The sequence below is a fragment of the Sphingomonas sp. genome (genome assembly GCF_035998645.1).
Taxonomy (GTDB): Bacteria; Pseudomonadota; Alphaproteobacteria; order Sphingomonadales; family Sphingomonadaceae; genus Sphingomonas.
Genome location: NZ_DASYHL010000003.1, coordinates 547,885 through 560,444, shown reverse-complemented (window position 1 = coordinate 560,444; position 12,560 = coordinate 547,885). Strand labels below are relative to the sequence as shown.

Sequence of the window (12,560 nt, the reverse complement as noted above, 5' to 3'; positions counted from 1 at the left end):
CCTCCCCTAGCCCCTCCCACGAGCGGGAGGGAGATTAGGAAGTTTACGCCGCCACGCTGGCCGAAAAGCTGGTCGCCGCGTCGCTGAGCTGGCCCAGCCGTTCGTCGATCTCGCCAAAAGCGTGTTCCAGCGAGTCGATCTCGCCCGCCACCGCATGGCTGTCCTCACGAATCGCGCCGATCGTGGCGGACATCGAATCTGCCGCCAGGGCAGTTTCGTCGACCGCCGCAGTGATCGCGGTGACCGTCTGCGCCTGCATCGCCATCGCGTCACGGATGCGGTCGGCGCTCGCCTGCACCTCGCTCACCGTGACGCGGATCGTGGTATTGGTCGCCACCGTCTGGTCGGTCGCCGCCTGGATCGCGGCGATCTTGGCGGCGATATCGTCGGTCGCGCGCGCGGTTTGGCTGGCGAGGCTCTTCACCTCCTGCGCCACCACGGCAAAGCCCCGCCCGGCATCCCCGGCCCGCGCCGCCTCGATCGTCGCGTTCAGCGCGAGCAAATTGGTCTGCCCGGCAATGTCGCGGATCAGGCCCAGGATCGACTCGATCGACTGGGCATGGCCGGCCAGTGTCGCGCTCATCATCACCGCTTCGCTGGCATGGCGGCTGGCGCGCTGGGCAACATCGCCCGCGACATCGACCTCGGCGCGCGCATCCTCGATCGCGCGGATCAGGCCAGCGGCGGTCGACGCCGCCTCACGCATCGCCAGCGCCGATTGCTCGGCGGCGGCGGCGACTTCGTTGGTCTTGCCCTGCATCCCGCGCGCGGCATTGGCCGCACCACGCGCCTGATCGCGCACCCGCGCGCCCAGCGTGCTGGTCATGTCGATCGTCCCGGCGATATCGGCGCGAAAGCGGTCCGACTGACCCTGACGCGCCCGCCGCGCGAGTTCAGCATCCCGGATACCCAGCCGCGAGGCCATGAAGTCCGCCTCGAGCATCGACATGCGGGTCGCGACATCGCTCAACTGGCGGAACCCAGCGACATCGTCTGGCAGGCGATTGCCCAGGATCTCGAACGTCCGCCCATGGGCAAAGGCAAAGGCGGAGAGCAAGGCGGGCAACGGAATCCGCGCACGATGCGAGTCTTCGGCATGCTTGCCGGCCATTTCGACCCATTCGCTGTCGAATGGACGCGAATATTTGATGCGCGTGTAGCGCGTGCTGAGCACGATCTGCTCATCGAGCCGCGCGCCGACGAAGTAGCTGCGGATATGCGCCGTCGCGGGAAGCGACAGATAATGATCCCAGAAGCCGCGTGCGATCGTCTCGAAATCGTCGCCGATCAGCTCGGCAATGCGCGCGCAGCCTGTGGTGATCGCACCATCCCAGTCATAGTCACGCATCCGCTCGGCAATGGGGCGATCGTCGCCGCTCCATTGCCCAAGCTCCCTGGCTACGGCCATTGATCCCCTCCATCATGCAGCGACTTTTGCGACGAATTCGCCCGCGCTGTTCTTGAGTGCACCCAGTTCGGCATCGAGTGCGGCAAAGCCCTGGCCGACCCGCTCGATATCGCTGGCGACGCTTTCGGTATCCTCACGGATCGCGCCGATCGTGGCGGACATCGAGTCGGCCGCCAGCGCAGTCTCATCGACTGCCGCAGTGATCGCCGTCACCGTCTGTGCCTGAACTTCCATCGCGCCGCGGATGCGGTCGGCGCTGGCTTGCACTTCCTGAACGGTGTTGCGGATCGAGGCGTTGGTTTCGACCGTGCCGCGCGTCGCGGACTGGATCGCCGCGATCTTGCCGGCGATATCGTCGGTCGCGCGCGCAGTCTGGTTGGCAAGGCTCTTCACCTCCTGCGCAACGACGGCAAAGCCGCGCCCGGCATCGCCCGCACGCGCCGCCTCGATCGTCGCATTGAGCGCGAGGAGGTTGGTCTGGCCGGCAATGTCGCGGATCAGACCCAGGATCGATTCGATCGACTTGGCATGGTCGGACAGCATTTCGCTCATCGCCACCGCTTCACCCGCCTGCGCCGAAGCGCGGGTTGCGACGTCCGCCGCAACCTCAACCTCGGTGCGCGCATCCTCGATCGCCCGGATCAAGCCGGCGGCGGTGTGCGCAGCCTCGCGCATCGCCAGCGCTGATTGTTCGGCAGCCGCAGCCACTTCGCTCGCCTTGCCCAGCATGCCGCGCGCCGCCGACGACGTATGGCTGGCCTGCGCACGCAGCGCCTCACCCTCGCTCGATGCGCGTTCGACGGTCGTGCCGATCGAGTCGCGAAACTGGCTGGCGAGCCGGTCGCGCGACACCTGCGCGCTGTATTCGCGGTACAGATTGTAGATTTCGACCGTGATGTCGCTTTCCAGCGCGGACAGGCGCATCAGCGTATCGATCATCGTGGACAAGCGCGCATCGCCCTGCTCGACCCGACGCACCAGCACCTCCAGCGCGGCGCGGTCACTGGCGTTGATCATCGACAGCAGCGCGGTCGGGGCCACATCGGCGCCATAGGCAGCCGCCACCGAGCGTTCGATCGATTCGATCCATGCCCGCCCGCGCGTGTCGAGAAAGCGGTTGCGCAGGAAGACGATACCCACATCGATCATCTTCTGTGTATCGTCGGGCGCCCAGTCGCGTTCATCGGCGAAGCAGCGCAGCCATTGCTGCCAATAGGCTTCGGACACCGAGCGAATCTCGGGCTCCAGCAGGTCCCACACGTCGCGACTCAGCCGGTCCATCGACCCGTCAAAATCGAAAATCCGCAACCGCGCGGCGATGTCGATCCGCGCGCTCATCGCTCCGGTTGCGGGCATATCGGTGTTCGCTCGCGCTCGAGTCACGGAAACAGTCCCCCATTGTCCCGGACGCACTTCGCCCCGGGCCTTACTCACAACGCTACAAGCGAAGTGGTTAAGGGTGGGTTAGGGACACATCATTTGCGGGGTAGCTTCTTGCATCGGCGACGCGGGGGGCTATTTGGAGGCGCAAATCATAGGGGACACGTCGTGGCCAAGGCCCGCAACATCAACCGCCCGCTCTCACCCCATCTCCAGGTCTGGAAATGGGGACCGCACATGCTGGTCTCGATCCTGCACCGCGCGACCGGCAGCGGGATGGCGACCGTTGGGGTCGGCGTATTCCTGTGGTGGCTGTGTGCATTGGCCTCGGGTCCGGAAAGCTACGCCAAGTTCCTCGACTGCCTGACGGTCGAAAGCGGCGCGCCGAACGTGATCGGCTACATTCTTGGCGTTGGGCTGACGCTCAGCTTTTTCCAGCACATGATGACCGGCATCCGCCATTTCTTCCTGGATGCCGGCGCCGGATATGAGCTCAAGACGAACAAGAGCTTCGCTGTGCTGACCATGATCGTGGCGGTCGCGCTGACCGCCGCTCTGTGGGGCTGGATCGTCTATGGCGAACTGGCCAAGGCACCGAAGACCGAAACCCCGATCGCGGTGGAGACGAAGTAATGGGCACCGGAACCAGCATCGGCCGCGTTCGCGGTCTCGGCTCGGCGCATGAGGGCACGCACCACTGGTGGCACCAACGGATGTCGGCGGGGTCCAACCTGCTGCTGATGACCTGGCTGATCGTCAGCCTGATCCGTCTGCCTGACCTGGGCTATGAAACCGTTCAGGCGTGGCTGTCCGCGCCGGTCGCCGCAGTGCCGATGATCCTGCTCGTGTTCAGCGTCTTCTATCACCTCAAGGCCGGACTTCAGGTCGTGATCGAAGACTACGCGCGCGACGCCAGCCGCATCGTGCTGATGACGCTGCTCAACTTCTTCGCCATCGGCGGCGCGGTCTTCGCGATCTTCTCGATCCTCAAGATTGCCTTCACCACCGTTGCTACCGGAGCACCAGCCTGATGTCCGCCGCCTACAAGATCATCGATCACAGCTATGACGCCGTCGTCGTCGGCGCAGGCGGTTCGGGCCTGCGCGCAACCATGGGCTGCGCCGAGGCGGGCCTGAAAACCGCGTGCATCACCAAGGTGTTTCCGACCCGGTCGCACACTGTCGCGGCACAGGGCGGCATCGCCGCCTCGCTCGGCAACAATTCGCCCGATCACTGGACCTGGCACATGTTCGACACCGTCAAGGGGTCGGACTGGCTGGGCGACCAGGACGCGATCGAATATATGGTGCGCGAAGCACCGGCGGCGGTGATCGAGTTGGAGCATGCCGGCGTGCCGTTCAGCCGCAACGACGACGGGACGATCTATCAGCGTCCGTTCGGCGGCCATATGCAGAATATGGGCGAAGGCCCCCCTGTTCAGCGCACCTGCGCCGCCGCCGACCGCACCGGCCACGCGATGCTGCACGCGCTGTATCAGCAGTCGCTGAAGTATGACGCGGACTTCTTCGTCGAATATTTCGCGCTCGACCTGATCATGGAAAACGGTGCGTGCCGTGGCGTGGTCGCCATGTGCATGGAGGATGGCAGCATCCACCGCTTCCGTTCGCACGCCGTGGTCCTCGCCACCGGCGGCGGCGGGCGCGTGTACCAGTCGGCGACCAGCGCCCATACCTGCACCGGCGACGGCAACGGCATGGCCCTGCGCGCAGGGATCGCGCTGCAGGACATGGAGTTCGTCCAGTTCCACCCGACCGGTATCTATGGCGCCGGCGTGCTGATCACCGAAGGCGCGCGCGGCGAAGGCGGGTACCTGACCAACTCCGAAGGCGAGCGCTTCATGGAGCGCTACGCCCCCTCGGCCAAGGATCTCGCCAGCCGCGACGTCGTCGCGCGCTCGATGGCGATGGAGATCCGCGAAGGTCGCGGCGTCGGCAAGGACAGCGATCATATCTTCCTGCACCTCGACCATGTTCCCGCCGATGTGCTCGCACAGCGCCTGCCGGGCATTACCGAGACGGGCAAGATCTTCGCGGGCGTCGACCTGACCAAGAAGCCGCTGCCGGTGGTGCCGACGGTGCATTACAATATGGGCGGCGTGCCGACCAACTATCATGGCGAAGTCGTGCAGCTGCGCGACGGCAACCCCGATGCGGTCGTCCCCGGCCTGTTCGCGGTCGGTGAAGCGGCGTGCGTGTCGGTGCACGGCGCCAACCGTCTCGGCTCGAACAGCCTGATTGATCTGGTCGTGTTCGGCCGTGCAACCGGCCTGCGGCTCAAGGAGCTGCTCAAGCCCAACACGCCGCACAACCCGCTGCCCAAGGGGTCGGAGGAGTTTGCGCTCACCCGCCTCGACCATTTCCGCAACGCCAAGGGCGGCACCCCGACCGCGAAGATCCGCGCCGAAATGCAGCGCACGATGCAGCGCAACGCCGCCGTGTTCCGCGACACCGCGCTGCTCGCCGAGGGCGTGACGAAGATGGACGCGGTCTATCAGAGCATGAACGATATCAGCGTGACCGACCGTTCGCTGATCTGGAACACCGACCTGATCGAGACGCTGGAGCTGGACAACCTGATCAGCCAGGCCGTCGTCACGATCCGCAGCGCCGACAACCGCAAGGAATCGCGCGGCGCGCACATGCACGAGGACTTCCCCGATCGCGACGACGCGACCTGGATGAAGCACACGGTGGCGAGCTTCGAAGGCTGGGGCGGCAAGGGCGGCGCGGTCGCGATCGATTACCGCCCGGTCCACGACTACACGCTCACCGACGAGGTCGAGTATATCAAGCCGAAGAAGCGGGTGTATTGAGGCAGGGTGCCGGTTGCGGCTTCGCGACCGGCGCTCGCCTTTATCCTCCGGGCCGATACTCCATCGCCGGGCTTTGCAGGGTCGCCCGAACGCCCGCGACATCCATCTTTGCGTGCAGGACGCGCACGATCAACACGACATCGCCGCCCACGCGGTAGAAGATGTTATGCGACCCGCTGCGCCATTTGCGCAGGCCGGGCGACACATCAGCCTGATCGCTGCCAGCGAGCGGCATTTGTGCAATCTGATCTAGGCTGTCCGCAATCGCATCGAGGTATCGCTGGGCCTGCGCCTTTCCCCATCGCTCATCGGAGTAATCGCCGATATCGCGCACATCGGCAAGAGCGCGGGGGCGCATTTCAATCCTGTAGCTCAAGCCTCGGAATACCGTTCAGCGATCCACGCCCGCATATCGAAAGGCTCCGGCTCCCCGCTCTCATCCCCCTCCCGGATTGCCTCGCGCAGCGCGGTCATCCGCTGTTCTTCATCCTCCAGCAACCGCAACCCAGCGCGAATGACCTCGCTCATCGAACCATAACGGCCCGTCGCTACCTGCTCGGCGGCGAACAGAGTGAAGTGTTCGCCCAGGGCGACGGAGGTGTTTTTAGCTGCCATTCACACAGATTACCAAAATCCGGTACCGGCAGCAACTCTGCGCCGTCCCTTGACCTTGCCGCGCCCCCAAAGCACCTTTGCCGTCAGGGGGTGATTTGATGCGTTCGATCCTGCCGTTTGCACTGGCGCTGCTCGCGCTTCCCGCCGCGTCCGCGCAGCAACAGCCCTATGCTCCGCCGAAACACACCGCACCCCCGCCGCCCGCCCTGACGCGATCGACGCCACAGGAAGTCGTTCAGCAAGCCGATGGCGGGATGCAGATTGAGCGTGATCGCACCGCAACCCACGCGCTCGCCGAACATCGCCGCCTGACCCGCGCGCTTGGCCCGCTGCTGCCGCAGCGCAAGGGCGTGGTCGATGCCTATGTCCTCTCGGTCGGCCTCGACAGCGACCCCGTGTTCGGGCGGGAGGCGCGCGAGGCGGGCAAGGTGCTTTCGCGGCGCTACGACGCGGTCGGCCGTACGATCATCCTTGGCGGAAGCGACGGCAAGGCCCCCTCGCCGCTCCCCATGGGGTCGCCAGCCAATGTCGAGGCCGCCCTCTCCCGTATCGCGGAACTGATGGACGAGAAGGAGGATGTGCTGATCCTCTACACAACCAGCCACGGGGCGCCATTCGGGGTGGTGTATCATGACGGCAATGAGGGGTTCGGCGCGATCTCGCCCAAACGGCTGGCGCAGTTGCTTCAGGCACATGGCATGCAGCGCCGGCTGCTGATCGTCAGCGCCTGTTATTCGGGTGTGTTCGTCCCCGTCCTGTCGAGCCCGCAGACCGCGATCATAAGCGCGGCGGCGGCGGATCGCTCGTCCTTCGGCTGCGCGGCCGAGAATGACTGGACCTTCTTCGGCGATGCGCTGGTCAACCGCGCGCTGCGCAAGCCCCAGCCGCTCGGCAGCGCAGTGACTGAGGCGATTGCCGAGATCGCCACCTGGGAAACGCGCGGCAAGCTCAAGCCGTCGCTGCCCCAGCGGAGCATTGGCACCGACGTGCAGAAATGGCTCGCCCCGCTCGAGGCGCGCATGCCCAAGATCGCGACCCAGCCGGTGGGCAAGCCATCGGTCGACAGCCTGCAGGGTCCCTGACGCTGATCCTTTCGCCCGGTTGCGGGTTGAAGCGGCGTGGAGACCCTTATCCCCCTCGCCTTTCTCGCGTTGCTTGCGGCGGGCATCGCGCTGGTCGCCATCGGCGTGCGCGACGGTCTGCGGCGCGCCCGGCGGGAACCTAGTCCCCGGCCGATGGTTGCGCGGGCGATGACCCAAGCATTCGACATCCCCGCCCCGGCCTTCGACGCCCCGTCCGATCCCGCGACGCCAGCCCCCTACAGCACGCGCTATCCGCTGCTCGCGACGCCGCACATCTGCCTTTCGGGGCCGGTCGACCATGCGATGTACCACAGCTTCCGCGACCAACTCGCCGCCGCGCCGACCGACGGCACGCTCGTCATCGCGATTTCGACGCTCGGCGGCGATCCCGAGGTCGCCCGGCTGATGGGCGATGAAGTCCGGCTGTTGCGCGAATATACCGGGCGCGAGATCCTGTTCCTCGGCAAAGTCGCGGTCTATTCGGCGGGCGCGACCTTCATGGCGCATTTCCCGGTCGACAAGCGCTTCCTGACTCAGGGTACGCGACTGATGATCCATGAGCGCAAGCTCACCGCCGACATCCATCTCGAAGGCCCGCTCAAGACGCTGGTCCCGATCCTTCAGGCCAAGCTGCACGAGATCGAGGAATCGATCCGGATCGAGGAAGAAGGGTTCCGTGACATCGTCGCCGGATCGAAGCTGGGCTTTGACGAGCTGTGCAAAAAGGCGCCGTCGAACCTGTATATCGAGGCCGAGGAAGCACGCGATCTGGGCCTCGTCCTCGACGTGATCTGACGCGCTCAGAAAAACCTCACCATGCGCTCATGCCGCGCGGATAGCGGCGCGTTACGCCAGCGACTTCACTGACAGGAGTCGCTCATGGACCTGCACGCCGCCAACCGTTCGCCCGGAATGAAATTGCTGCTCGCGCTGATCATCGGCGCGGTGCTGACCATTCCGCTCTTCATGGTCTATCTGCTCGTCTATGACCGACAGAGCCAGTCGGAGACCGCGCGCAGCAGCATCGCCGAGGGCTGGGGCGGGCCGCAGACCCTCGCCGGGCCGTTACTCGTCATCCCCTATGCGCTGCCGGTGACGGAGACGGTGCAGGAAAATGGCAAGCCCGTCACCCGCACCACGACCCAGCGGCGCCAGCTGTTCATCGCCCCCGCCACGCTCGACATCGACACGCGGATTAAGCCCAACCGGCGCACGCGATCGGGCATCTATGAGGCGGTGGTCTATGACGCCGACATCTCGGGCGGCGCGTCCTTCCGCCTGCCACCCGACACCGCGCGCATCGTCGATCTCGCGACGCTCGAGTTCGACAAGGCCGAATTGCGCTTCGGCGTCGCCGACCCGCGCGGGCTGAAACCCGCCAACCGCGTCACCATCGATGGCCAGCCCGCCCCGGCCCAGCCCGGCAACGGCGTCGCTGCCACCGGCGGATCGGGCTTCTTCGCCAATCTCGACGCCTCGACCCTGCGCGAGCGGCCGATCACCGCCAAATTCGCCTATGCCCTGCGTGGCCATTCGGTCGTCGCCCTCGCTCCGCGCGCGGGCGCGACGCGCTGGACTGTCACCTCGCCGTGGCAGCATCCCAGCTACACCGGCGGTTTCCTGCCTGAAAAGCACAGCAACACGGCCGAGGGGTTCAGCGCGACCTATCGCATCTCCAACCTCGCACTCGGTACGACGTTGGTCAGCACCAGCGACTCGCCCACCGAGTCGCGCGAGCTACAGCCAGCCTACGACTCGCGTTCGCCCGCCGCCGCCCCATCGGCGCAGGCGCAGGTCGGCCTGATCCAGCCGGTCGACCTGTATGCGCAGGTCAATCGAAGCGTGAAATACGGGTTCCTGTTCATCGGCTTCACCTTCATGGCGTTCCTGCTGTTCGACGTCGTCGCGGGGGTGCGCGTATCGGCGGTCGAATATCTGCTGGTCGGCGCCGGGCTCGTGCTGTTCTTCGTCCTGCTGCTCGCCTTTGCCGAGGTCGCCGGCTTCACCCCGGCCTATCTGGTAGCGTCGGGCGGGGTCATCGCGCTGCTGACCGCATATAGCGCCGCGGTGCTCGGCAGCCGCCGTCGCGCAGGGTTTATCGCGGGCCTTCTTGTAGCGCTGTATGGCGTTCTCTACATCCTGCTCAGCCTGGAAGCCTATTCCTTGCTGATCGGATCGCTGCTTCTGTTTGCAGCCTTGGCAGCGGTTATGTATCTGACGCGCAATCTGGACTGGGGTGGCCGCGTCGCCAGCCCGTCCGCGGTGTAGTTTAAGAGGTTCACGATGGCCGACTTCGTCCTTCCGAAGAACAGCAAGATCACGAAGGGCAAGGCGCATCCGGCGCCGGTCGGCGCATCGCGAAAAAAGACCTTCACCATCTATCGCTACGACCCCGACTCGGGGAAGAACCCGCGCTACGACCAGTTCACCATCGACCTCGACGAATGCGGGCCGATGGTGCTGGACGCGCTGATCAAGATCAAGTCGGAGATCGACCCGTCGCTGACCTTCCGGCGTTCATGCCGTGAGGGAATTTGCGGGTCGTGTTCGATGAACATCGACGGCAAGAATGGCCTCGCCTGCACCACCGCGATCGAGGATATGAAGGGGGACATCAAGATCACCCCGCTGCCCGCGATGGACGTGATCAAGGATCTGGTGCCCGACTTCACGCATTTCTACGCGCAGTACGCCTCGATCAAGCCGTGGCTCGAGACCGTGACCCCGCCGCCCTCGGGCAAGGAGCGGCTGCAGTCGCCGGAAGACCGCGCCAAGCTCGACGGCCTGTACGAATGCATCCTGTGCGCATGCTGCTCGACCAGCTGCCCGAGCTATTGGTGGAACAGCGACCGGTTCCTGGGGCCAGCGATCCTGCTTCAGGCGTATCGCTGGCTGGCCGACAGCCGTGACGAGGCGACCGGTGAGCGGCTCGACGAGCTCGAGGATCCGTTCCGCCTCTATCGCTGCCACACGATCATGAACTGCGCCAATGTCTGCCCCAAGGGTCTGAACCCCGCCAAGGCGATTGCCGAGATCAAGAAGCTGGAAGCCGAGCGGGTCGTCTGATCCGCTCCGGCAACCCCTGACTTGTCGCAGGCCGACACGCATTTCGTCTATGTGGACGACCCGGACCATCCGGGTTGGAAGCGCTGGGAACTGCGCGATCCGACGCGCTTCAACGCGTTCCTTGGCCGGATCCTGACGCGGATCGAAGGCGGCAACGCGCTGGTGCGGATGGTGCCGGGCCGCGAACACTCGAACTTGCGCGAGTCGACCCATGGCGGCGCCTTGCTCGGCTTTATGGACGTCGCCCTGTTCGCGGCCGCGCGTAGCTTCGGCGTGCTGGGAGCTGGCGGTGCGGTGACGCTAGACCTGTCGGCGCAGTTCATCGGCACCAGCCGGATCGGCGAGCCGATCGTCGCGGAGGTTGAGCTGCTCCGCGAAACCGGGCGGATGCTGTTCATGCGCGGGCTCGTGCGGCAGGACGAGACCGTCCTCGCCAGCTTCTCCGGCACCGTCCGCAAATCATCGCCGCCAAGCGCATGACCGGCGTCCTCGAACGCTATCAGGCGCTGGTCGCCGCGGGCGAGCTGCGCGCCGACCCCGACCAGGCCCTCGCCGCACGCCGCCTCGCCCATCTCGCGCGTGAACTCGAACAAGGGCCGCGCAAGGGCAGCGTGCTGTGGCGGCTCGCCCGGCGTGCGCCTGATGCTCCGCGCGGCGTCTACATGTGGGGCGGCGTCGGGCGCGGTAAGTCGATGCTGATGGACCTGCTGTTCGGCTGCGTGAAGATTGAGCGCAAGCGCCGCGTCCATTTCCACGAGTTCATGATCGAGGTCCACGCGCGGATTGCCGAGGAGCGCAAGAAGGAAGCGGGCGACCCGATCCCGCCGGTGGCCAAGGCGATCGCCGAAAACCTGCGCCTGCTCGCATTCGATGAGATGGTGATCAACAACACCGCCGACGCGATGATCCTCAGCCGGTTGTTCACCGCGATGATGGCCGAGGGGCTGTGCGTGGTCGCGACCTCCAACCGCCCGCCGGACGACCTGTACAAGGACGGGTTGCAGCGTGACAGCTTCCTGCCCTTCATCGCGTTGCTCAAGGACAAGCTCGACGTCCTGCCGCTCAACGGCCCGACCGATTATCGCCGCGACCGGCTGGGCAAGATGGACCTGTGGCTGGTGCCCAACAGCCCCGCCAACACCGCGACGCTGTCCGCCGCCTTCTTCCGCCTGACCGATTACCCGATCGAGGATCGCGCGCATGTGCCGAGCGAAGACCTGTCGGTACAGGGCCGCACGCTGCACGTGCCCAAGGCGCTGAAGGGCGTCGCCGTCTTCTCGTTCAAGCGATTGTGCGAGGAGGCACGCGGGGCGAGCGACTATCTCGCAATCGCGCGCCGCTACCACACCGTCATCATCGTCGGCATCCCGCGCCTCGGTCCGGAAAACCGCAACGAAGCCGCGCGCTTCGTCACGCTGATCGACGCGCTGTACGAGCATAAGGTCAAGCTGCTGGCGATGGCCGACGCCGCCCCGATCGACCTTTATGCGGAAGGCGACGGGAAGTTCGAGTTCGAACGCACCGTCAGCCGCCTGATGGAAATGCAGTCGGAAGAGTATCTGGCGCAAGGGCATGGCGCGGCGGGGTGATTATCCCGCCACCGCCTCCGCCAGCTCCGTCCCGCGCCCGGTGAGGCCATAGAGCGCCACCGGCGGAAACCGGTCCTCCAGCCGCCGCGTCACCAGATCCTGCCCGATCATCGCCTGCAGCGTTAGCGACAGCGCGCGCGGCGTCACCGGGGCCAGCCGCGACTGCAGCGCGTTGAAGCGAGTCCAGTCGTCGCCCAGCCCGCCCGCCACCGGCAGCGTCCAGCGCGACAGATCGGGCGCCTCCAGCCCCAGCCGCACACGCACATCGTCGATCCGCTCGCACGCCGCGCCGATCGCGCGCCCAGCGTCGGTCAGCACATATTCGGGGCGCAGTGGGTGGCCATGGCCGGGATTGGGCATCACCCAACCCTGCTCGCGTAGAGTGGCGAGCGTCCGCGTCAGGCTATTGCGCGACAAGCTGAACCGCCGCTCGATCACCGCGAAGCGCGATCCCTGTTCCCGGCTGAGCAGCGCCAGCACGGGGATCGTCCACCGCCCCGCCGCCAGCCGCTGCAACACCGCACTTGTCAGAACCGGATCATTCACGCCCTTGACCAAATCACAATCTACTATACAAATGGAACCAT

General features: G+C 65.8%; 14 protein-coding genes. 9 read left to right on the top strand and 5 right to left on the bottom strand.

Going from position 1 to position 12,560, the window contains the following annotated elements:
- Positions 1 to 43: 43 nt before the first annotated feature.
- Positions 44 to 1,408, bottom strand: coding sequence for a methyl-accepting chemotaxis protein (locus VGN66_RS06480; protein ID WP_327518034.1), 1,365 nt, complete (start codon positions 1,406 to 1,408; stop codon positions 44 to 46).
- Positions 1,409 to 1,420: 12 nt separating this feature from the next.
- Positions 1,421 to 2,764, bottom strand: coding sequence for a methyl-accepting chemotaxis protein (locus tag VGN66_RS06475; RefSeq protein WP_327518033.1), 1,344 nt, complete (start codon positions 2,762 to 2,764; stop codon positions 1,421 to 1,423).
- 192 nt (positions 2,765 to 2,956) lie between these two features.
- On the opposite strand from VGN66_RS06475, the gene sdhC reads away from it, so the two are divergent.
- From sdhC to sdhA, 3 genes are read left to right on the top strand one after another with little or no spacing between them, the layout of a single operon-like run.
- Positions 2,957 to 3,421: a succinate dehydrogenase, cytochrome b556 subunit gene (sdhC, locus tag VGN66_RS06470; protein ID WP_327518032.1), complete on the top strand. Its 465-nt coding sequence runs from the start codon at positions 2,957 to 2,959 to the stop codon at positions 3,419 to 3,421.
- Complete coding sequence (sdhD, locus tag VGN66_RS06465; protein WP_327518031.1) at positions 3,421 to 3,819, top strand: succinate dehydrogenase, hydrophobic membrane anchor protein; 399 nt, start codon at positions 3,421 to 3,423, stop codon at positions 3,817 to 3,819. Before sdhC ends, sdhD begins: the two co-directional genes overlap by 1 nt.
- Positions 3,819 to 5,621: a succinate dehydrogenase flavoprotein subunit gene (sdhA, locus tag VGN66_RS06460; RefSeq protein ID WP_327518030.1), complete on the top strand. Its 1,803-nt coding sequence runs from the start codon at positions 3,819 to 3,821 to the stop codon at positions 5,619 to 5,621. The genes sdhD and sdhA overlap by 1 nt, the downstream gene beginning before the upstream one ends.
- A gap of 40 nt (positions 5,622 to 5,661) precedes the next feature.
- Here the strand turns inward: sdhA and VGN66_RS06455 are convergent, their stop codons facing one another.
- A complete protein-coding gene (locus VGN66_RS06455; protein ID WP_327518029.1) occupies positions 5,662 to 5,979 on the bottom strand; it encodes a type II toxin-antitoxin system RelE/ParE family toxin in 318 nt (105 codons plus the stop codon).
- 14 nt (positions 5,980 to 5,993) lie between these two features.
- Complete coding sequence (locus VGN66_RS06450) at positions 5,994 to 6,236, bottom strand: type II toxin-antitoxin system ParD family antitoxin (RefSeq protein WP_327518028.1); 243 nt, start codon at positions 6,234 to 6,236, stop codon at positions 5,994 to 5,996.
- Between the two features lie 98 nt (positions 6,237 to 6,334).
- Between VGN66_RS06450 and VGN66_RS06445 the strand changes: the two genes are divergently transcribed.
- The 6 genes from VGN66_RS06445 (at position 6,335) to zapE (ending at position 11,973) form a co-directional block, all read left to right on the top strand.
- Positions 6,335 to 7,318: a C13 family peptidase gene (locus VGN66_RS06445; protein ID WP_327518027.1), complete on the top strand. Its 984-nt coding sequence runs from the start codon at positions 6,335 to 6,337 to the stop codon at positions 7,316 to 7,318.
- Between the two features lie 186 nt (positions 7,319 to 7,504).
- Complete coding sequence (locus VGN66_RS06440) at positions 7,505 to 8,113, top strand: ATP-dependent Clp protease proteolytic subunit (RefSeq protein WP_414713194.1); 609 nt, start codon at positions 7,505 to 7,507, stop codon at positions 8,111 to 8,113.
- Between the two features lie 84 nt (positions 8,114 to 8,197).
- Entirely contained in the window at positions 8,198 to 9,586 is a 1,389-nt protein-coding gene (creD, locus tag VGN66_RS06435) for a cell envelope integrity protein CreD (RefSeq protein ID WP_327518026.1), read from the top strand.
- A 15-nt stretch (positions 9,587 to 9,601) separates the two neighbouring features.
- Positions 9,602 to 10,384, top strand: coding sequence for a succinate dehydrogenase iron-sulfur subunit (locus VGN66_RS06430; RefSeq protein WP_327518025.1), 783 nt, complete (start codon positions 9,602 to 9,604; stop codon positions 10,382 to 10,384).
- Between the two features lie 21 nt (positions 10,385 to 10,405).
- A complete protein-coding gene (locus VGN66_RS06425) occupies positions 10,406 to 10,864 on the top strand; it encodes a PaaI family thioesterase (RefSeq protein ID WP_327518024.1) in 459 nt (152 codons plus the stop codon).
- Complete coding sequence (gene zapE / locus VGN66_RS06420; RefSeq protein WP_327518023.1) at positions 10,861 to 11,973, top strand: cell division protein ZapE; 1,113 nt, start codon at positions 10,861 to 10,863, stop codon at positions 11,971 to 11,973. The genes VGN66_RS06425 and zapE overlap by 4 nt, the downstream gene beginning before the upstream one ends.
- Here zapE and VGN66_RS06415 read toward each other — a convergent pair whose 3' ends face one another.
- Positions 11,974 to 12,519 carry a winged helix-turn-helix transcriptional regulator gene (locus VGN66_RS06415; protein WP_327518022.1) on the bottom strand — a complete coding sequence of 182 codons (546 nt, stop codon included), beginning with the start codon at positions 12,517 to 12,519 and terminating at the stop codon, positions 11,974 to 11,976.
- Positions 12,520 to 12,560 lie beyond the last annotated feature (41 nt).